The organism is Beggiatoa alba B18LD, from assembly GCF_000245015.1.
In the GTDB taxonomy this organism is placed as follows: domain Bacteria; phylum Pseudomonadota; class Gammaproteobacteria; order Beggiatoales; family Beggiatoaceae; genus Beggiatoa; species Beggiatoa alba.
This window is the reverse complement of record NZ_JH600070.1, coordinates 993,760-1,014,388: the sequence shown is the minus strand read 5'-3', so window position 1 is coordinate 1,014,388 and position 20,629 is coordinate 993,760. Positions and strand designations below refer to the sequence as shown.

Sequence of the window (20,629 nt, the reverse complement as noted above, 5' to 3'; positions counted from 1 at the left end):
GTTTAATCCTGTCCCAAGCGTGTTAATAAATAGCGCAATAAATCAGGCTGTGCCGTTAAATGTTGTTTGAAAAAGTCAACTAACGGCTGGCGTGTTAAACAGTATTGAAACTCTTCTGTTGCGCAACAATCGGTCAATAAGAAAATATCTGTTTCTGCTTCATCGGCTGCTTTAACCCCTGCTAACCAATCTTGTACGCATGATGGTTGCAAGGGGGGCAAGTCGGCAAGTTGCGTTGTGCGTCGAAACTGCATTCCTTGCGTAAACCAATCTATTGTTGCATTCATCCGCGTTTTTTCGTTGACAGCGTGCTGGGTTTAGCGATTGGGCTAGATGCGAGTTTTTTCCCTAATTGTGGACGGCTTGTCGGTTTGCTGGGTTTACTTAATACAGGGCGTGTATTTGTTTTCGTTGCAGTAAATTTTGCGGTAGATGGCGTTGTGGGTTTGTTAGCCCGCCCGCCCGTGACGGCTTGGGGTTGATGCACTGGTTTAGCTGTATTTTTTTGTTGCAAATTGCGTTTTGAAAATCCAGTGTCGTCCGTTTCATCAATACGGGATTCCCACCAATCTTTTTTAGGTCTTGTAGAACGCTTTGCAGGTTCGCGGGTTGCTGTTGACGTTGATAAAGTTTGTTTAGTAAATTTTCCGTTGGGGCGTTGATTCGGTTTGTCTTGTCGAACCGTGTCACGACCTTCTTCAGTTTCTTTTACTGTCTCGGTTAAATTCACTTGACGTAATAATGCTTGGCGAACATTACTTTCTAGCTCCATGAATTGTCCCATGCGCAAACTCGGCGGTAAGGTGACAACGCCGTAACGAATACGCATTAAGCGACTCACGACTAATCCTTGCGCCTCCCATAAACGGCGCACTTCTCGTTTACGTCCTTCTTTTAAAACAACATGATACCAATGGTTTGCACCTTCTCCGCCTGCATCATCCACCCGTTCAAATTTGGCAATTCCATCCTCTAATTGCACACCTGTTACCAGACGTTGCAACATGGCTTCATCTACTTTACCCAACACACGCACCGCATACTCGCGTTCTATTTCCGCAGAAGGATGCATTAAACGGTTTGCCAGTTCGCCATCTGTGGTTAAGAGGAGTAAGCCTGTCGTATTGACATCTAAGCGTCCTACACTAATCCAACGACCTTGTTTAGGCTTTGGTAACTTATCAAAAATTAAAGGGCGGTTTTCGTCATCGTCACGACTGCAAACTTCGCCAACAGGCTTGTTATAAATCAGGATTTGTCGTGGTGGCGGTGCTAACTGTTGCATGCTTAATTTACGGTTGTCGATTTGGATTTCATCTTGCAAGCTAACACGTGCGCCAATGTGAGCCACTTGTTGATTGACTTTAACGCGCCCTTCACGAATCCATGCTTCAATCGCACGACGTGACCCCAAACCCGCACGGGCAAGGACTTTTTGAAGTTTTTCAGTAGTATCAGGATTAAAACGCATGATAGAGCCAGTTATAAAAGGAAGACAACATGGTAATAGTTCAAGGGGGAGAGAACAACTATTCCTAACAATCATTGGATAAAGAATAGAGCTGGTCGTTAAGTCTAACAAGATTATGTTGATTTAACGCTGAAAATTTGCTCAATTTGGTTGGATTGAGACAATCCACGCTGTGAACATAGGTCAATTGAATAAAGCATGTTATAGTTTTCATTCATACTTGATGATGGAGCAATCTCTGATGATTAACCCTATAGTTATTAAAATAATATTCTGCTTTTTTTTGTGTTTTTGCTTTATCTCAAACGCATGGGCGGAAAGTTTTAATGTATTAGCCAGCAGTTGGGCAGATAGTCCTGCAAACTCCCGTAAACTGTATCAACGGGTTGCCCCTTCTCATGAAGCCTTATATTTTCTCTTAATCGTTAAAGCAGAAGACCCGCTTATTGCAAACTTAGAGCGAGATAATAAACTCCCTTTAAAAGCGCGTTGGAGCAGTGAAGGTGAACCACCACTCACTTATATCACAACATTTGATGCCAGTCGGGAAAGACGGATTAATCCCATACAATCTCGTCGTTTAGAGCAACAACAATCACCACCACCTGATGTTTTAGATTTATATCGCCTTTCTACCAATATCACCGCAGACCAAAATATTCGCACTGGTATGTGGCGATTAGACATTTTATATGCGGATGAATCTCCTGTTATTTGTGAACGTAATCAACCATGTCGTTATATGATTCGCACCTCGCTACCTTCTATTAATGCGGTGTGGACAGATATGATTACCGATTCTGAAGACCCCTCAACAGTCTATTCTGATGCTGTTCCTAGTGGTTCATCCCTGTATTTATGGATGAGTATTAAAGGCAGTAATGAGTTTTTAAGAGAATTGTCTAAACCTGCCAAACTTCCCATTCGCCATAAATGGTTTCGTTCCTATCCTGTTGTTGGTTTCCGTTTTGAAACCACTGTCGATGCATTACCAAGCGAACCCGCTCAATTAAATGCTTTAAAAGAACGTTTACAGGCAGAAGTTAAAAGCAGTGATATTTTTGACTTACGTATTTCGAGTGGGCGCGACAGTGTTGCAACTGGGGTATGGCGTGTCGACGTTGTTTTTGCGGATGATAGCCCATTAATGTGTGAACAAAATCCTTGCTCTTATCAAATTTTAGTAAAATAACTTATCAGGGTGAGAACGGTGAATACAGAAACAAAAGAAGAAACACAAGCAGTTGCCGACGCAGTTAAACCACCAGTCGCATCAGAAATGCAGGATACAACCGAGCCTACAAATACAGGCGGTAATTCCCCTGCGACTGTTGCGTCGCCACCGCCTTCTGATTCTGCAACCGTTACCCCAGCAAATCCCGTCATCGATACGACTATTCTACCCGCTAAACCCCCGATTTTAGTTGCAGAAGTAACTTCACATATGGCGCGTTATGTGGACGAAGCTAATTTATTAGTCACTTATGCGGCTAAAAAAGGCTTGAGTTTAGAGGAACAAGTAATTTCAACCATTGTTAATGCCAAACATTGGTTAAAACAAAAGGAATGGACAGCCGAGCGAGAAATTTTATTCTGGCAAGCCTTTAATACTATTGGTACGGCTGTTCGTCCTGTGTCTGTCAGTAGCTTACGCGCTTGTGGTGTTTTTAACGAAGAGGAACGTTCTGAAGAGCTACGCAATAAATTAAAAAAATTCTCTTTGATAAGTAGTGGAACTGCGGATGATTCTCAAGCAAAAAGAACCGTTAAAGCTTATCAAACAGGCAGTTTAGTGATTCTTTTTGTCCTGTTATTCGTGCAAATTTACTGGCTAATGGCTTCTATGCGCGTTAGCCCTGTGATTAAACTATCCACACAGATAGAAACGGTTATTGCTGAGTTAGATAGTATTAAACAACGTGTCCCTAATGAACAATGGTCAAATAACCGTGAAATTAATAACTTAAATGCACAGTTGGACGATTTACGTAATCGCTTGATGGCGAATTATGAAATTTTAAAAAATTCGTCTTCATGGTCAGTCTTTATTTTTAACAATGAAATGGATAACGGCAACAGCACAACGACAAGCACTAGCACAACGAGCAGTAATAACACTGATTTATTAGATAACAGTAGTTTATTCCAACAAACGACCACCCAGAATACTTTATTGTTGAACACAACGGCTATCAATAATTTGCAACAAACGGCAAATACATCAACGATTAGTGCTTATACGCCAGAAACGGCGATGCGGATGGATATTTTATTACAGGAAAGACAATTCATTTTGCGGGCATTGCAAATGTATTTATTACCTGTTTTATATGGACTTTTAGGTGCATCTGCGTATGTATTGCGTGTGCTAACGATAGAAATTCGTGAGCTAATCTATGTAAAAGAATCAAATATTAGCTACCGTTTACGGATTCAACTTGGCGCGTTATCGGGTTTAGCGATTGGCTGGTTTATCGAGCCTGATTTTGCTTCTTTTAGCGCGCTCTCGCCTCTTGCTCTCGCCTTTTTAGCAGGATATAGCGTGGAACTACTCTTTGCGTTAATGGATAAAATTATCATTGCTTTTTCTACGAATCAAAGTTCAAACACAGCCAATAAATAGCTTTGATAACTAATGGTTATGCTGATAGGTAGGACAACTGACCAGCTACCTAATTAACCTGAGTTCAGCGAGGTTTTTTAAAAAGACAAGCATTTGTCTGAATCAGGATTTTCAGGATTAACAGAATTAACAGAATTTAAAACCCTTAAACTAACCTGAGTTCGGCGAGTTTCTTTTAAAAAGACAATAGCTTGTCTGAATCAGGATTCACAGGATTAAAAGATTGTCTGAATCAGAATTTTCAGAATTAAAAAGACAAGAAAATTAAAAGAATAAAAAATTATGTTTTTAATTCTGCTAATTCTGAAAATTCTGTGAATTCTGATTCAGACAAAAAAAGACCTGCGAGGTTTTGAAAACCTAGCAGGTCTCCGTTTTACTTTATAAAACTCGCCGAACTCAGGTTAAATTATGTCCTCTGCCTCCTCCACTGGTATAGACTGGTCAATATTACGAATTTCGCTCATTATCTTTTTTTTTAGCGTTTGCATCAGCATTGCGATAGGAATAAGTAGCTATTGGTATCTAGGCTCTATCACGACGCAATTAGAGAAAGAAAATAAAACATTGGCTGAAACTAAAAAGACCTATGAACAATTAGCAAATACATTAAACCAGTTACAATCTGAGGATTATCAGTTTTTTAACCAACTCACTAGCCGTCGTTTTTATGAAGTGATGCCCCCAAGTTCAAATATAGAAGAGGCACAAATACAATCACTCTTGCTTAATTCTCAACTCAATGAGCATATTCAATCACTCATTAACAATGTGCGGGATATTCAAGGCACAGTTAAAAATACAGATGCAGTCCCTTATACGCCCGCTTTCTTAAAAGAGGCAAAAGAACAAACCCCTGCAAAAAAAGAGACGTTTCTGTTTAAAACCCGTTTTCTACTCAATTTAGAAATCTTACATGAAATAGACTTGCTCAATTTATTAGAACAAATTCATAGCAGTGTTCCCAAAGGTATTTTAAATACAGCCGCCTGCCAATTAACCCGTTTAGGGGAAAATCCACATATTGATTACCCCTTAAAACCCAATTTAAATGTTACCTGTGTGCTGTATTGGTATAACCTTTATATTATTGATAACCGACATTGAGGGATATCATGCGTTATTTTTTCCTCTTTTGCTTCCTATATTTAAGTTATATTACGCCTGCGACGGCGGAAGAATTTCTCCGTTTATTCACCAGCCCTGAAGAACGGCAGGCGTTAGACTTAATCCGTGAATACCCAGAACCCTTTTTGCAACAAAAAATTATCTCTGAAAAGGAAATCGTTACCCCGCCCCCGATGGAAATTACGTTTAATGGCTTTGTAAAACGGCAAAATAATGTCGTTGTTACATGGGTAAATGATGCTGAACTTACAACGGTAGAGCAAACAGGCTTTACCGCAAAAGTCATTGATACAAAAAAATTAAATACCTCTGCCCAATTGCTCATTGTGTTATCGCAACAAGCAACAGAAAAGCAAACGAAAGAAACAAATACGCAACCAGCGACTTTCCGTTTAAAAGTAGGGCAAATTTTAGAAACCCATAAGAATCAAACTATAGAAAGCTATTTGCTTAAAAGTCCTTCCGAGCAAACAGCGCATGATGCTGTTGTGCCTCCTCGCACGCAAACAACACCCAATCATGAAACGCACAGCCCTTAAGCACATCCTCAAGAAACATTCTGTGCAAACAGGCGTTGTCTTATTACTCACTTTATTAATTACTGTCGTGAGTAGCGTTTCTTTTTTTCTCACTCAATTTAATGCCGTGGATACTCGCTTAATTCGTCAGCAACAAACAGAAAAAGCCCTGCAATATGCAAAACAGGCTTTATTAGGTTATGCCGCTCGTTACTATGATTTCAGCCAACCCCCATTCACGAACCCCGATGGACGCGGACGCTTTGGCTTTTTACCTTGTCCAGATACAGGCGTTTCTATAGAAGGGAGAGAAGCGGGCAATTGTGGGATTAAAAATCAAAGTGCCATTGGTAAATTACCTTGGCTAACATTGGCTATTCCACCATTATTTGATGAAAGTAATGAATGTTTATGGTATGCCGTTTCAGGGAGTTATAAAAACTCAAGCGGTGCTCGAACAGATATGTTAAACGATGATAATGCAGGATTTTTTGAGGTAACAACGGCAAGCAGAGCGACAGGTAGTCATCCTGATGAACGTGCTGTTGCAGTTATTATCGCGCCTCATCTGGTGCAAACAGGACAAACAAGACCATCACGAACCGCGACGGAAACCTGTGGCAGTAATTATAATTTTCGCGATTATATAGAATCTGTGGTTGAAAATAGTACAGCTAGCCCGCCCCATACATTTGCAAAAATCAATAATGTCAATGTGGCGTATAAAATTGAAGTATTTAATGAATCAGGAAATGACCAAATAATTTACATTACCCGCAAAGAATTATTTGATTTTATTAATAAACGTAAAGATTTTAAACAACTGATGCATTGCTACACGCAACTGCTCGCGCATTGTGTCGCCATTCCTGCCCGTCAACAAGTTGTCGCTGACCCTGTGGCGAATGATAAACGCCTGTCTTTTGCAGCTTCAGTAGCATTGAGTGATTATGAAAACGATGGAAGTTATGTAGAACTAGCAGATACTTTAGTGGGGCGATTGCCTAACACATTGACGCTACCGCTTGGCAATCCAGCAATCATAAATTTAATAACAGCTTGTTCTATCAGTGACATTATAACCAGCGATTTAGATACTACTTGTCAAAATACAGCCATTGATACCAGCGATTTCACAAAGTTTTCTCGCCTCTGGCAAAACAAAAAAAGCCAATTATTTTATGAAGTTGCTGAAAACTACAAGCGAACAGCCGTTTTACCAATAATCCCTTGTGATGGTTCAAGTAGCTGTGTTGATGGTATTTATATCGCTAAAATCACCTTTGCAGGTAGCCAACTGAGTGGACAAACGCGCACCGCATCGCCATTAGATACAACCGAAACCCGTCACGATATCAATAACTACCTGATTGGCACTGTAGAAACTGCCAGCGATACCAATGATATTAGTTACTGCATTAAAGAAGATTTAACCGTTGAACATTGCACGCCCTAATTTTCCCGTTTATCAAAATCAATTCGCGGGTCAACCAAAATATACGTTAAATCTCCAACTAAATTAAGGAGTAATCCTAATAAAGTAAACATATATAACGAGCCAAACATCACAGGATAATCCCGATTTATCGCCGCCTCATACCCCAATAAACCTAACCCATCTAAAGAAAAAACCATTTCAATCAATAATGAACCTGTAAATAAAATCCCAATAAATGCACTGGGAAAGCCTGCAATCACAATTAACATCGCATTACGGAAAACATGCCCATACAATACCCGCCGTTCAGTTAATCCTTTTGCCCGTGCGGTCATCACATACTGCTTATTAATTTCATCTAAAAACGAATTTTTCGTTAACATCGTTAAACCCGCAAACCCCCCAATGAGCATTGCAAGCACAGGCAGGGTAATATGCCAGAGATAATCTAAAATTTTATCGATAAAACTTAACTCACTCCAATTATCCGAAGTTAAATTTTTCAACGGAAACCAGTCAAAAAACGACCCGCCTGCAAACAAAACGATTAATAACACCGCAAATAAAAAACTTGGAATCGCATAACCAATAATAATCACGCCACTTGTCCATACATCAAATGCACTACCATCACGCACGGCTTTTGCAATGCCTAAAGGAATAGAAATTAAATACACCAATAAAGTTGTCCATAATCCCAATGAAATAGACACGGGCATTTTTTCAATAATTAAACTCACAACAGACTGATCACGATAAAAACTATTGCCAAAATCAAACATGACATAATTATTTAACATCTGAAAAAAACGCACATAGACAGGCTGATCAAAATGATACATACGCTCAATTTCCTGAATCATTTCTGCTGATAAACCCTGAGCACCCCGATATTTACTGTTAGTTGTTTCAGACGTGCTAACCGTCATTGAATTATTTTGCAAGGTATCGCTACGAACACCACCGCCAAAACGTGCCGTTGAACTTTGCAATGTCCCCTCTAATTGGGCGATGGTACGCTCAACAGGTCCCCCAGGAGCGGTTTGGATGATAAAAAAATTAATCACCATAATGCCCAACAAGGTTGGAATAATTAACAATAAACGACGAATGATATAAGCCGTCATAATCCAGTACCCACACAAAAAATATTTATGATGAAACAGAATAAGTTATTGTCTCATAGAGGTGTCTAGTAACTTAATCTATAATGCAACAGGTCTCTTGCTGTATTTTTCTAATAAAAACGAGGTTACAACAATGGCAGAAAAAACGCCCAAACAAAGATATATCGTCGTCATGGACAGCAGTAGCGTTGGCGTGACTAAATCAGTCAATTTAATGGTGAATCAAATTAACCAAAAGATTACTGAGGGTTACATTCCACATGGCAACCTTGTTGCTATCGCGGATGATGAAGGTAATCCGAGTTTTTTCCAACCCATGATTTTACGCGCCCCCACCCCGCCTGCAAGCAAATAACACACCGTTTGGACGTATTACCCTAAAGTGGCAAAGATATTGCCACTTTACCCAGCATTTCACGTTTCACGCACAACAACAGAGTTGCGACTATCATGAGCGTCCCGTCCACGATTCAACAACAAATCAATACCCTACGCCAAGAGCTTAATAAACACAGCTATAACTACTATGTTCTTGATGCTCCCACTATTCCAGATAGTGAATATGACCGCTTAATGCGCGAACTAGAAACTTTAGAAGCCCAATATCCTGAGACCATTACCAGCGACTCCCCCACCCAACGGGTTGGCGGACAAGCCCTAAGCCAATTTGCCGAATTTGTTCATAAACAGCCAATGCTGTCGCTTAACAACGCATTCAGCCAAGAAGAGTTAAACGATTTTGACCGTCGTATTCGTGAAAAATTAAACCTTGATAGCATTGAATATACCGCCGAACCCAAAATTGATGGATTAGCCATCAGCTTACACTATGAAAATGGTATCTTAGTCGCTGCAGCAACCCGTGGCGATGGCACACATGGGGAAGATGTCACCCAAAATATTCGCACGATTAAAATTATTCCTTTGCGCCTACAAGGCGACGACTATCCCGCTATCTTAGAAGTACGGGGAGAAGTCTATATGCCACTAGCCAAATTTAATGCTTACAACCAGCAACAAAAACAAAAAGGCGAACGGGTTTTTGCCAACCCCCGCAATGCTGCTGCTGGCAGTTTACGCCAACTAGACCCCCGCATGACCGCAAGCCGTCCTTTAAGTATGACCTGCTACGGCACAGGTATTATAGAAGGCGGGACACTGCCTGATAAATACAGCGACATTGTCGCCTGCTTAAAACGCTGGGGTTTACCAACATCCGCCTATTTCAAAGTCGTACAAGGTGCACAAGGCTGTTGGGATTATTACGAAGATTTACACAAACAACGGGCAAAAATGCCTTTTGATATTGACGGTGTTGTGTACAAAGTCAATAGCAATAAACAACGGGACATAATGGGCTTTATCTCCCGTGCGCCACGCTGGGCATTAGCCCATAAAATGCCTGCGCAAGAAGTCATGACAGAACTACTTGCCATTGACATACAAGTCGGCAGAACAGGCGCACTCACCCCAGTTGCCCGTCTTGCGCCTGTCTCTGTCGGCGGTGTAACCGTCACCAATGCAACCCTACACAATCAAGATGAAATTGACCGCAAAGATATTCGAGTAGGCGATACCGTCATTATTCGCCGTGCTGGTGATGTTATCCCCGAAATCGTTGCCAGCGTTTTAGAAAAACGTCCCGCAAACAGTCAAGCATTTGTACTACCCACACAATGCCCTGTTTGTGGCTCTGCCGTAGTACGCCTTAAAGAGGAAGCCGTTGCACGCTGCGAAGGCAGTTTGAACTGTCCTGCTCAACGTAAACAAGCAATACAACACTTTGCCTCACGTAAAGCAATGAATATTGAAGGATTAGGTGAAAAACTGATTGAACAACTGGTTGATGCTAACTTAATCCACAACCCCGCCGATTTATATCGACTAACCAGCGACCAATTAGCCAATTTAGAACGCATGGGGAAAAAATCAGCCGATAATGTAATACAAGCCCTAACAAACAGTCGACAGACAACCCTAGCACGTTTTCTATACGCCTTAGGCATTCGTGAAGTTGGAGAAAGCACTGCGCGTACCTTAGCCAACTATTTCGGCGATTTAAACGCGATTCAACAAGCAAGCGAGATTGATTTGCAAAAAGTGCCCGACGTTGGCGAAGTCGTTGCACAACAGATTTACCACTTTTTTCATGAACCGCATAATCAAGCCATTATTCTCAAATTACAACAGGCTGGCGTGCAATGGGCAACAATAAACCCCGTTGCATCAAACGCAACAAGCAATAACGTTACCAATACGACAGCAACGAATGTTAATAGCATTTTTACAGGTAAGTCCGTTGTATTAACAGGCACATTGACACAAATGAGCCGAGAAGATGCCACAGAACGTCTATTACAAATGGGCGCAAAAGTGAGCAGTAGCGTTTCGAAAAAAACAGATTATGTGGTTGCAGGAGAAAATGCAGGCTCTAAATTGGAAAAAGCCCAAACTTTAGGCGTAACCATATTAGATGAATCCCAGTTTTTAACGCACCTCAAATAAAATTACTCATATCTATCGTTAGCGAATTAGCAGACAATGCTATATACATTTTATATAAAATTTATACTGTTAATTCCTAACACTTCCCGCAGACAGGTTTCAAGGGTTTTCAACTTGGAGATTGCGACATGATGACATTTAATACACATCGTTTATATAGGACATATTTAATTACATTAACCCTCATTACCATTTTATTTTTAATAGAGCAATTAATTGTTTACTGGGCAGATTATCATTTTAATCAACCTGAATTAGTCAATATTTCGGGACAACAACGCCTATTAACTGAAAAAATGAATAAAGATGTCTTAGCGATTAAATTTGCTCCAACAATAGAAATACGCGATTTTTATTTAAAAGACTTACGCTTAACCTTAAAAGAATGGTCTGAATCCCACAAAAAATTAAAATACGGCGATGATATTCGCGAATTATTTTCTAGTTTAAATAATGAAGATATTAAGCAATATTTTGAAGAAATTGAAGATACTTACCAAAGCCTATATCAATCTTTTCAACTATTTATCGCTTTATTTAAAAACCATAAAGATAATGCAGCGTTTCCCCCTTTAGCTGAACAACTGATTGTTAAAATCCTAGATTATAGCCCTTTTTTTATCAAAAAAATGTCTGTTATTACAGAAACTTATGTAATAAATCTCACAAGACAATCACGACAATTACACATTTTAAATAGTTTTTTAATGTTCCTAAATATTATTCTCATTATTTGGTTAGCAAGGCATTTAATTTATCCAACATTACAAAAAATTGAACAAACACTCATACAACTCAAATATAGTGAACAATGTTATAAAGAACTGGCTGAATCATTTGAACAATCTGAAAAACATGCCTCCGAATTAGCGATTCGTCAGCGTGTTATCATGGATAACGTGATTAATGGCATTATCACCATTGACGAATCTGGCATTATTCATTCTTTTAATGTTGCTGCGGAAAAAATTTTTGAATACAAAGAAGCAGAAATATTAGGTAAAAATATTAATTGCTTAATGCCCAGTCCTTATGCAGAACAACATGATAACTATATAAAAAATTATCTTAAAACAGGGATTGCTAAAGTTATTGGAACTGGGCGGGAAGTTTTAGGAAAACGCAAAAACGGTTCTCTTTTTTCCCTAAGTTTAGGCGTGAGTGTTGTAGAAATTAATGGCGATAAGTTATTTATTGGAATTTGTGAAGATATTACAGAAGAAAAACGGATTGCCATTGAGTTAAAACAGAGTAAAGAACAGGCAGAACAGGCTAACTTTGCAAAAAGTGCTTTTTTAGCAAATATGAGTCATGAACTCCGCACGCCACTCAACGGCATTTTAGGCTATGCTCACTTATTATTGCGAGATAATACGTTAGGTGAAAAATCTAAAGAAAGTACACGAATTATTGTTCGCAGTGGAGAGCATTTATTAAATTTAATCAATGATGTTTTAGATTTGTCTAAAATTGAAGCTGATAAATTAGAATTAGTTCACAATAATTTAAATTTAATAACTTTTTTGCATGAAACAACGGCTCTATTACAAATGCAAGCCCAACAAAAAGGGCTGATTTTACATCTGTTATTAGAAAATAATTTACCAACCGTTGTTTCTGCTGATGAAAAACGCTTGCGCCAGATTTTATTAAATTTATTAAGCAATGCAATTAAATTCACACAACAAGGCGGTGTTACTTTTAGCGTTTTACCACAAGGGGAAATGGTGCATTTTGAGGTCTGTGATACAGGACGAGGCATTGCACAGCGTGACCTCTCTAATTTATTTAAACCCTTTCAACAAGTCGGTGATTTATTAGCAGAAGCAGAAGGAACAGGGCTAGGGTTAGCCATTAGCGCACGTTTAGTAGAAAAAATGGGTGGAAAATTAAATGTTCGCAGTCAATTAGGGAAAGGTAGCTGTTTCTGGTTTGATATTTCATTACCCGCTATACAGCAAACTCACTATTTAACAACACAATATGAATCCCCTGAGGTCATTGGCATTAAAGGGAATAAACCACTTATTTTAGTTGTCGATAATGTTTTAGAAAATCGTTCATTTTTAGTAACATTATTGTCTGACATTGGTTTTCGTGTGTTAGAAGCTGAAAATGGGAAAATTGCCTTAAATTTATTAGAAATGCAGACACCAGATGCTTTATTAACTGATTTAAGAATGCCCGTAATGTCAGGTATTACTTTAATAAAAGAAGTTCGTAAACAGAAGAAATTTGATCACATGGTTATTGCCATTACTTCGGCAAGTTTATCGGAGTATCAATGCGACTACCTTAATATGGGGTGTCATGCTTTTTTATATAAACCAATTAATATCAATGAACTATTTACAGTTTTACAAGAGCATTTAGGGATTGTTTGGATTTATGCAGAACAGAACATGGTACAAACAATCGGGCATTATGTCTTAGCTACTGAACAAAGCGATGTATTACTGGGTTATATCAAATCAGGAAAAGTGCGTGCATTGCTAACTTATGTAGATCAATTAGTCAATGAACATCCCGAATTAGTGGCTTTTAAAACAGAGGTTAAAGCTCTTGTACAACAATTTGATATGGATAAATTAGACGCATTAGTGCGTGCTCATACACAATATGCTTAAAACTTTAAGTATCATTAATATATGAGTGATTGCCTGCACAATTCCGCTAAACGCGGTAAAATTCTTTTAAACTTAATCATCTTCTATTTTTTTAGATATTCATTATGACGCAACGTAAGATTTTAGTGACCAGTGCCTTACCCTATGCAAACGGTTCTATTCATTTAGGACATTTAGTTGAGTATATTCAAACGGATATCTGGGTACGTTTTCAAAAGTTAATCGGTAATACTTGTTATTACGTCTGTGCGGATGATACACACGGCACAGCGATTATGTTGCGTGCAGAAAAAGAAGGGATTACGCCAGAAGCGTTAATCGAGCGTGTGCGTCAAGAGCATATGCAAGATTTTAGCGATTTTGCCATTGGATTTGATAATTATTACTCAACACATTCACCTGAAAATAAAGAGTTTTCTAACTTAATTTATTGCCGTTTACGCGATGCAGGCTATATTAGTTCAACATCGGTTAAACAGGCTTTTGACCCTGTTAAAAATCTTTTTTTACCAGACCGCTTTATTAAAGGGGAATGCCCACGTTGTGGGGCGAAAGACCAATATGGCGATAATTGCGAAGTCTGTGGCGCGACGTATAACCCAACTGATTTAAAAAATCCTGTTTCTGTCCTTTCAGGGGTTACGCCCATTGAAAAAGAGTCTGAACACTTTTTTATGAATTTGGGACAGTTTGAGGACTTTTTAAAAACATGGACAAGTAGCGGTACATTGCAAGCAGAGACCATGAATAAGTTAAATGAGTGGTTTACTGCGGGCTTGCGTCCTTGGGATATTTCCCGCGACGCGCCTTATTTTGGTTTTGAAATTCCTGAACAGCCGAATAAATACTTTTATGTCTGGCTGGACGCGCCTGTCGGGTATATGGCGAGTTTTAAAAATCTGTGTGAAAAACGTGGATTAGATTTTGAAGAATTTTGGTCAGCAGATAGCCAAACAGAGCTTTATCATTTTATTGGTAAAGATATTCTGTATTTTCACGCGCTTTTCTGGCCTGCAATGTTGCACGGTGCGGGTTTTAGAACCCCTAGCAGTATTTTTGCACATGGATTCTTAACCGTTGATGGACAAAAAATGTCGAAATCGCGGGGGACATTTATCACTGCACGGACTTATTTAAACCATTTAAATCCTGAATGTTTACGCTATTATTTTGCGGCAAAGTTAGGTAGTCGTGTTGATGATATCGATTTAAATTTAGAGGATTTTTTACAGCGCGTCAATGCGGATTTAGTGGGTAAAGTGGTGAATATTGCCAGTCGTTGCGCGGGCTTTATTAACAAACGGTTTGCAGGGCAATTAGCAGATAGTTTACCCGCTCCTGAGTTATATCAAAGTTTTATCGATGCAGGACAGTCGATTGCAGAACAATATGCTAACCGTGAATATCATCGTGCGATTCGTGACATCATGGCATTAGCAGATAAGGCTAATCAGTATATTGATGAGCAAAAACCGTGGGTAATCGCTAAACAAGCAGGCAGTGACGCACAATTGCAACAAGTTTGTACGCAGGGTTTAAACTTATTCCGCGTGCTGTTTAGCTATTTATCGCCTGTCTTGCCAGTCATGGCGAAGAAAGTAGAAGCGTTTTTTAATGTGCCGTTGACATGGCAACCCGCTGCTTTATTAGCAACCACGATTAATCCCTATGAAGCCTTAATCCAACGGATAGAGCCGCAGCAATTAACCGCTATTGTGGAGGCTTCTAAAGAAAACTTGCAGGCAATAACTACCGCAACCCCTGCAAAAACATTAGCAGAACCGATACAAGAAACGATTAACTATGATGATTTTGCCAAAGTTGATTTACGTATTGCCAAAATTGTTAATGCAGAACAGGTTGAAGGCGCGGAAAAGCTTTTAAAGTTGACTTTAGATATTGGTGAAGAAACACCACGCACTGTCTTTGCTGGGATTAAATCCGCCTACAGCCCTGAAGCTTTAATTGGTCGTTTAACCGTTATGGTGGCTAATCTTGCCCCCCGCAAAATGCGTTTTGGTCTGTCTGAGGGCATGGTTTTAGCGGCAGGTGATGGCTCTGGTTTATGGATATTAAGCCCTGATAGTGGTGCGCAGGCAGGAATGCGTGTGAAATAAAATTTTCTAGTGTGCAAGATGAATTGCATCATCAAACTATTAAAAATTGTGTGAATCCGCTCACCTAATTTGATGAGTCCAAATCTTGAAGATTTGGACTTTCTTTGTTTTTAACCCCCTAAAAAATTATGAGTAAACAGATAGAAATTGGTAAAACCCAACGTTGGGTTATTAAAATCGGCAGTGCCTTGTTGACAAATGAAGGGCGTGGCTTAGACACGGTTGCTATAGAAAATTGGGTACAGCAAATTGTGACACTGTGCCGACAGGGAAAAGAAGTGATACTAGTCTCCTCTGGCGCAGTCGCAGAAGGGATGAAGCGTTTAGGATGGGCAGAGCGTCCCGCAACATTGCATGAGTTACAAGCGGCGGCAGCCGTTGGACAAATGGGCGTTGTGCAAACCTATGAAACCTGTTTTAAACATTACGGCATACACACCGCGCAGGTACTCCTCACTCATGATGATGCCGCAAACCGCAAACGTTATTTAAATGCCCGCAGTACGTTAAAAACCTTGATTGATTTAAAAGTCATTTCCGTTATTAATGAAAATGATACGGTTGCTACCGATGAAATTCGTTTTGGCGATAACGATACATTAGGCGGTTTAGTATCGAATTTGGTTGAGGCAGATGTATTAGTCATCATGACCGACCAACAAGGATTATATGAACGTGATCCCCGTTTAGACCCCAATGCGAAACTGATTTCACAAGGTCATGCAGGCGACCCAATCCTAGAAGCGATGGCAGGTAGTACAGGGGGGCGATTAGGACGGGGCGGAATGGCAACTAAATTGCGGGCTGCCCGTGTTGCCGCTCGTTCAGGGACAGCAACATGGATAGTCTCTGGTCGTATTCCTGACGTGTTACTAAAAATTGCAAATGGCAATCATTTAGGCACATTACTTTTACCTGCGAATCCTCCCGTAGAAGCGCGTAAACAATGGCTAGGGGCGCATCAAAAAATGCATGGTGAATTAGTTTTAGATGATGGTGCTGTCAATGTTTTACGAGCTTCTGGCAAGAGTTTATTAGCCGTTGGTGTCAGACAGGTTAAAGGCGATTTTATGCGCGGTGATATGGTTGCGTGTTTTACCTTAACAGGAGAAGAAATTGCCCGTGGTATTGTCAATTATAATGCCGATGAGACCATTAAAATCATGGGACAAACCAGCAATCGTATTGCTGAAATTTTAGGTTATGTCGATGAGCCTGAACTGATTCACCGTGATAATTTAATTCTTCTTTAACTATTTATCCCTTGTTTCCACGTCATGCGTGGAAACAATTCGCTTTTTTCCGCTATGGATATTTTTTATACCGATATTTTTCCAATCCCATTACCTGCAACTCATCGTTTTCCTATGGAAAAATATGCATTGTTGCGACAGCAATTAGTTGATAATTCCATTATTTCCCCCGCTTATTTACAAATTCCTCCAGCTGCAACATTAGAGCAATTAATTTATGCACACACTCCAGACTATATTCAGCGAGTTTTTGCAGGGGAATTAACGGAACAAGAAATAAAAATCATCGGTTTTCCTTGGTCAACAGCCATGGTTGAGCGTTCACGCCGCTCTTGTGGCGCAACAATTCAAGCCTGTTATAGTGCGTTAAAACAAGGGATTGCTGTTAGTTTGGCAGGTGGAACACATCATGCGTATGCTGACCATGGTCAGGGTTATTGCGTATTTAATGATAGTGCAGTAAGTGCGCGTTTATTAAAAATAACAGGCTGGGTAAAGCAGGTTGTTATTATTGATTGTGATGTTCATCAAGGTAATGGTACTGCTCATATTTTAGCCGATGATAACGATTTGTTTACTTTTTCAATTCATGGCGCGAAAAATTTCCCATTTCGCAAAGAAAAAAGCAATTTAGATATAGAATTATCAGACAATACAGGGGATGACGTTTATTTAAAAGCCTTAGAACAGAGGTTAAAAGCTGTTTTTCAACAAATTAACCCTGATTTAGTCATTTATCTCGCGGGTGCAGACCCCTATCAAAATGACCGTTTAGGACGTTTAGCACTGACAAAAGCAGGGTTAGAATCTCGTGATATGCTTATTTTAGAATGGTGTCGACGTTTGCAAATCCCTGTTGCTATTACAATGGCTGGCGGATATGGTAAAAATATACAAGATACCGTAGATATTCATCTGCAAACTGTTAAATTAGCAGTATCTTGGTAACGCCGATGATGGTATTACATTTGACTGGCAGTATTTTTGCTTAAAATAAGTATCTACTAAAATTTAGTAATTTGATTTATAAAATAAAAATAATCTACAAATTAGGTTAATGAGGTTTACCATGGTTACGCTTGTGTTTTTTATTGCGCTTACACAAATACTCTGTTTATTGTTGATTTCGGCTTTTTTACAAGGCTCAAAAAATAAAGATAAACAATGAGTTATGTTTTATATTGGTTTTAAGATTTAGTAAATAAAGTGAGTTATTTTAAAAGTGTGATTTCTACACGACGATTTTTTAAACGACCCGCTTCTGTTTGATTATCTGCAAGTGGTAGTTTTGCCCCATAACCTTTTAAAATCATTCTTTTTTCGGCAATACCACTGGTCATTAATGCAAACTTTACCACTTCTGCACGTTGTTGAGATAACAGCATATTTTGCTCATCTGAACCATACTCATCAGTATGACCTTCAATTAGTACAAAACGGTCTGGATATTGTTGTAATATATCGGCGAATTTCGTCAACTTATGTAATGCGCCAGCCAATAAATCCGCTTTGTCTGCTTCAAAAGAAATATCTGCCAAAACCAGCATATAACTATCTCTAATAATCTCAGGCTCTTCATCTGAGTTAACCATTTGTATTGGCACTGGTTCAAGCAAGGGTTGGCTTTTTACTGCATTAGCTTGTACTTGGTTTTCTATCGTATTGGGTTGAGGCGTTGGCTCTGTTGGTGGCGGTGTGTGTACTGATGGGGTTGGTGTTGGAGCTAAAATGGGAAAATGTTGTTTTACGCTTTCTAAAAGGGTTAAACGCGATTGTTCAATTTGTACAATTTGCTGACTAAGACTCGCCCAAGAGGAATTGGTTTTAGAAGATGCGGGCGTTTGTTCTTCTGTTACTTCTTTTACTACGGGCGTTGCAGCCTGTTGCATCATAATATGCTGAGTTGGCGCATTATCCGCAGATAAATTAAAACTTTGGGAAGTCTCTTCAATCAATGCACGGCGTGTATTTTCAACTTCTAAAATGAGTTGGTTTAATTCTGTCCACAACACGTCTTTTGGGGGTGTTTTTACATTAGCCCGTTTGTTAATACGGGTTTCATAGTCAATCTGTGCTTTCGTTTTTTCTGGGGGAGAAGCAGGCTGTTGGGTTGTTGCAGGTGCGGTTGTTTTATTTGCGGGTTGGGCAAGGGTCGCGGGTTGTACGGGGGGAGTCTCTGGTTTTACCACCGTTTCTGGTTTGGTCATGCCTGTTTCTTGTGAAAAAAATAAGCGTGAAATCCCCCAAGAAACCAAGATACTGATAAATAAAACGAATCCCAGTAGAATGCTGATGCTTGATAGTAGTTTTTTATTGCCAATAATTTCAGTGACAACACGAGCCTTAGGACTTTTAATCGGTGGAGAGGATGGAGACATAAAATACCTTTATCAACAATCGGATATTTTTGCTTAAAAATTAGCATCGGTTTGTTCAATGCGTTTAATCACGCTCATAATTGCCGTTTCACTGGATTGGATATCTGCAACAATTTTTTGTAATTCATTTATATTATTTAGTTTTTCTAAGGATAATAATTTGCTTCCCTCTAATGCTAGCACGTTGACTGCTTGATCATAAACTTGGGCAGAAATATTCATGCTATAGAGTAGAACCTCAATGCGTTTAGAGTAGGTTCTTAATAGTCCAATTAATTCACTTTCTACCCGTTGAAAGTCTGACCAGATAATGCGTTGTGTTTCTAACGCACTGAGTAAATTGCGTGTTCCTTCAATAGAAAATTGTAGTTTTTGTTTTTCTAAAGGGTCTTGAATCTGATTTGCGAAGTTTTGAAAATTGGTAATTTGATCTTGATTTTCACGTTGTCTTTTCAGCAGATTATCAATGCTATTAGCCGTTGTTTTTTCTAATTGCATTAAGAGTTCTATTTGTTGCTGGTGAATTCTAAGAATGTTTTCTCCTGTACTGGCAGCATCGTGATAGGTCTGTGCAATCAGTGCAAGCTGTTCTTTAATTTGTCCTGAAATGCTGTTTAAATCTTGAGCTTGTCCGAGTTGTTCTTGTAGGCGATTTAGGTTCTTCAGGATTTTTATAAACTTTTCATTAATTTCACCAGTTCCTTGGCGCATAATGACATTAGCCGCCGCTAAAACTTGAAATTTTACTTTTTTAAACAGGCTAATAGGTGCAATAGTGACAGTCACTCCATCGGCAACAGTGGCATTATCTGAGCGAAAAAAGACTTTAATATTAGAGCCTAATACGCTGAAACGTTTATCAATAACACCATCAAAACGCTGTTCATTACCCGCACTGTCGGTAATCACGAGGTAGTCGTATTTTTGTTCTGTTATCCCCTGCACACTCACTTCTAATGCTTCAGCATTAGGGATACTGAGCGTTTCCCGTCTATTTTCTTTATTTTTATAGGGTTTATCCGTTTTAAATTGTGTTAGATTTTTATCAGCAGCACTGATAGGGGTAAATGGAGTCGTCAACAGAAGTAAATAGCTGATGAGCGGAAGTGCTGATAAGGTTAGGTAGCGCATAACAGTGGGCTATTTGTGAGAATACGGAGATATTCATTGATATGATTTAAAATCATACTATAAACGCTATTATTTTAAACCAAAAAATCAGGATTACATTGTAATTGGATGAGAGAACAATGATTTATCAGGATAGGTAAATAATATAGGTGCGTATAGGAAAGATACAATGGATAGTTGTATCTTTCCGAATAGCATTTAAGGTAGGTAAAACTTGTGCATTTAGAGCAATGCTATAGTAAACGTATCATAAAGTGATTTAAATTTAGGACTGGCAGTCCTGTGAGGACTGCCAATCCTCGGCATCGTTTTA

The 20,629-nt window shown here is 39.2% G+C and carries 16 protein-coding genes; 11 read left to right on the top strand and 5 right to left on the bottom strand.

Translation table 11 applies throughout. The features are described from left to right. Positions 1–2: 2 nt before the first annotated feature. Both BEGALDRAFT_RS04065 and rluB read right to left on the bottom strand, forming a co-directional pair. Positions 3–287: a hypothetical protein gene (locus BEGALDRAFT_RS04065; RefSeq protein ID WP_002683930.1), complete on the bottom strand. Its 285-nt coding sequence runs from the start codon at positions 285–287 to the stop codon at positions 3–5. Beyond that, complete coding sequence (rluB, locus tag BEGALDRAFT_RS17875) at positions 284–1,471, bottom strand: 23S rRNA pseudouridine(2605) synthase RluB (RefSeq protein WP_002683929.1); 1,188 nt, start codon at positions 1,469–1,471, stop codon at positions 284–286. Before rluB ends, BEGALDRAFT_RS04065 begins: the two co-directional genes overlap by 4 nt. 241 nt (positions 1,472–1,712) lie before the next feature. On the opposite strand from rluB, the gene BEGALDRAFT_RS04055 reads away from it, so the two are divergent. The 5 genes from BEGALDRAFT_RS04055 to BEGALDRAFT_RS04035 all read left to right on the top strand — a co-directional run bounded on the left by BEGALDRAFT_RS04055 (position 1,713) and on the right by BEGALDRAFT_RS04035 (position 7,196). Beyond that, positions 1,713–2,663: a hypothetical protein gene (locus BEGALDRAFT_RS04055; protein ID WP_002683928.1), complete on the top strand. Its 951-nt coding sequence runs from the start codon at positions 1,713–1,715 to the stop codon at positions 2,661–2,663. A gap of 18 nt (positions 2,664–2,681) precedes the next feature. Next, complete coding sequence (locus BEGALDRAFT_RS17870; RefSeq protein ID WP_002683924.1) at positions 2,682–4,094, top strand: hypothetical protein; 1,413 nt, start codon at positions 2,682–2,684, stop codon at positions 4,092–4,094. Positions 4,095–4,505: 411 nt separating this feature from the next. Continuing rightward, positions 4,506–5,201, top strand: a complete 696-nt coding sequence (locus tag BEGALDRAFT_RS04045) for a hypothetical protein (RefSeq protein ID WP_002683923.1) — start codon at positions 4,506–4,508, stop codon at positions 5,199–5,201. Positions 5,202–5,209: 8 nt separating this feature from the next. After that, positions 5,210–5,761, top strand: coding sequence for a hypothetical protein (locus tag BEGALDRAFT_RS04040; RefSeq protein WP_002683922.1), 552 nt, complete (start codon positions 5,210–5,212; stop codon positions 5,759–5,761). Then, positions 5,700–7,196 (top strand): hypothetical protein, encoded by a 1,497-nt coding sequence (locus tag BEGALDRAFT_RS04035; RefSeq protein ID WP_002683921.1) that lies wholly within the window; start codon positions 5,700–5,702, stop codon positions 7,194–7,196. Before BEGALDRAFT_RS04040 ends, BEGALDRAFT_RS04035 begins: the two co-directional genes overlap by 62 nt. On the opposite strand, the gene BEGALDRAFT_RS04030 is transcribed toward BEGALDRAFT_RS04035, so the two are convergent. Continuing rightward, entirely contained in the window at positions 7,193–8,305 is a 1,113-nt protein-coding gene (locus tag BEGALDRAFT_RS04030; protein WP_002683920.1) for a microcin C ABC transporter permease YejB, read from the bottom strand. The two genes, BEGALDRAFT_RS04035 and BEGALDRAFT_RS04030, sit on opposite strands and share 4 nt — an antisense overlap. A 133-nt stretch (positions 8,306–8,438) precedes the next feature. Here BEGALDRAFT_RS04030 and BEGALDRAFT_RS04025 point away from each other — a divergent pair, with 133 nt between their 5' ends. The 6 genes from BEGALDRAFT_RS04025 to BEGALDRAFT_RS04000 all read left to right on the top strand — a co-directional run bounded on the left by BEGALDRAFT_RS04025 (position 8,439) and on the right by BEGALDRAFT_RS04000 (position 17,755). Then, positions 8,439–8,660, top strand: a complete 222-nt coding sequence (locus BEGALDRAFT_RS04025) for a hypothetical protein (protein WP_002683919.1) — start codon at positions 8,439–8,441, stop codon at positions 8,658–8,660. Between the two features lie 95 nt (positions 8,661–8,755). Beyond that, positions 8,756–10,810 (top strand): NAD-dependent DNA ligase LigA, encoded by a 2,055-nt coding sequence (ligA, locus tag BEGALDRAFT_RS04020; RefSeq protein WP_002683917.1) that lies wholly within the window; start codon positions 8,756–8,758, stop codon positions 10,808–10,810. A 128-nt stretch (positions 10,811–10,938) separates the two neighbouring features. Continuing rightward, a complete protein-coding gene (locus BEGALDRAFT_RS17865; protein WP_002683916.1) occupies positions 10,939–13,437 on the top strand; it encodes an ATP-binding protein in 2,499 nt (832 codons plus the stop codon). Between the two features lie 104 nt (positions 13,438–13,541). Further along, positions 13,542–15,554: a methionine--tRNA ligase gene (gene metG / locus BEGALDRAFT_RS04010; protein ID WP_002683915.1), complete on the top strand. Its 2,013-nt coding sequence runs from the start codon at positions 13,542–13,544 to the stop codon at positions 15,552–15,554. A gap of 128 nt (positions 15,555–15,682) precedes the next feature. Next, entirely contained in the window at positions 15,683–16,807 is a 1,125-nt protein-coding gene (gene proB / locus BEGALDRAFT_RS04005) for a glutamate 5-kinase (RefSeq protein ID WP_002683914.1), read from the top strand. Positions 16,808–16,831: 24 nt separating this feature from the next. Then, positions 16,832–17,755: a histone deacetylase family protein gene (locus BEGALDRAFT_RS04000; RefSeq protein ID WP_002683913.1), complete on the top strand. Its 924-nt coding sequence runs from the start codon at positions 16,832–16,834 to the stop codon at positions 17,753–17,755. Between the two features lie 263 nt (positions 17,756–18,018). On the opposite strand, the gene BEGALDRAFT_RS17860 is transcribed toward BEGALDRAFT_RS04000, so the two are convergent. Both BEGALDRAFT_RS17860 and BEGALDRAFT_RS03990 read right to left on the bottom strand, forming a co-directional pair. Continuing rightward, the gene (locus BEGALDRAFT_RS17860; RefSeq protein ID WP_002683911.1) at positions 18,019–19,185 is read right to left on the bottom strand and encodes an OmpA family protein; all 1,167 of its coding nucleotides are present in this window, start codon (positions 19,183–19,185) and stop codon (positions 18,019–18,021) included. Positions 19,186–19,218: 33 nt separating this feature from the next. Beyond that, entirely contained in the window at positions 19,219–20,316 is a 1,098-nt protein-coding gene (locus BEGALDRAFT_RS03990) for a hypothetical protein (protein ID WP_002683910.1), read from the bottom strand. Positions 20,317–20,629: the final 313 nt, after the last annotated feature.

What these genes read in the sequence shown, in the direction of transcription:
- BEGALDRAFT_RS17865 (WP_002683916.1), top strand. Translation starts at nt 10,939, where the DNA reads ATGATGACATTTAATACACATCGTTTATATAGGACATATTTAATTACA.
- metG (WP_002683915.1), top strand. Translation starts at nt 13,542, where the DNA reads ATGACGCAACGTAAGATTTTAGTGACCAGTGCCTTACCCTATGCAAAC.
- BEGALDRAFT_RS17860 (WP_002683911.1), bottom strand. Translation starts at nt 19,185, where the DNA reads ATGTCTCCATCCTCTCCACCGATTAAAAGTCCTAAGGCTCGTGTTGTC.
- BEGALDRAFT_RS04035 (WP_002683921.1), top strand. Translation starts at nt 5,700, where the DNA reads ATGATGCTGTTGTGCCTCCTCGCACGCAAACAACACCCAATCATGAAA.
- BEGALDRAFT_RS04055 (WP_002683928.1), top strand. Translation starts at nt 1,713, where the DNA reads ATGATTAACCCTATAGTTATTAAAATAATATTCTGCTTTTTTTTGTGT.
- BEGALDRAFT_RS04000 (WP_002683913.1), top strand. Translation starts at nt 16,832, where the DNA reads ATGCGTGGAAACAATTCGCTTTTTTCCGCTATGGATATTTTTTATACC.
- BEGALDRAFT_RS04065 (WP_002683930.1), bottom strand. Translation starts at nt 287, where the DNA reads ATGAATGCAACAATAGATTGGTTTACGCAAGGAATGCAGTTTCGACGC.
- ligA (WP_002683917.1), top strand. Translation starts at nt 8,756, where the DNA reads ATGAGCGTCCCGTCCACGATTCAACAACAAATCAATACCCTACGCCAA.
- rluB (WP_002683929.1), bottom strand. Translation starts at nt 1,471, where the DNA reads ATGCGTTTTAATCCTGATACTACTGAAAAACTTCAAAAAGTCCTTGCC.
- BEGALDRAFT_RS04045 (WP_002683923.1), top strand. Translation starts at nt 4,506, where the DNA reads ATGTCCTCTGCCTCCTCCACTGGTATAGACTGGTCAATATTACGAATT.
- BEGALDRAFT_RS04025 (WP_002683919.1), top strand. Translation starts at nt 8,439, where the DNA reads ATGGCAGAAAAAACGCCCAAACAAAGATATATCGTCGTCATGGACAGC.
- proB (WP_002683914.1), top strand. Translation starts at nt 15,683, where the DNA reads ATGAGTAAACAGATAGAAATTGGTAAAACCCAACGTTGGGTTATTAAA.
- BEGALDRAFT_RS04040 (WP_002683922.1), top strand. Translation starts at nt 5,210, where the DNA reads ATGCGTTATTTTTTCCTCTTTTGCTTCCTATATTTAAGTTATATTACG.
- BEGALDRAFT_RS04030 (WP_002683920.1), bottom strand. Translation starts at nt 8,305, where the DNA reads ATGACGGCTTATATCATTCGTCGTTTATTGTTAATTATTCCAACCTTG.
- BEGALDRAFT_RS03990 (WP_002683910.1), bottom strand. Translation starts at nt 20,316, where the DNA reads ATGCGCTACCTAACCTTATCAGCACTTCCGCTCATCAGCTATTTACTT.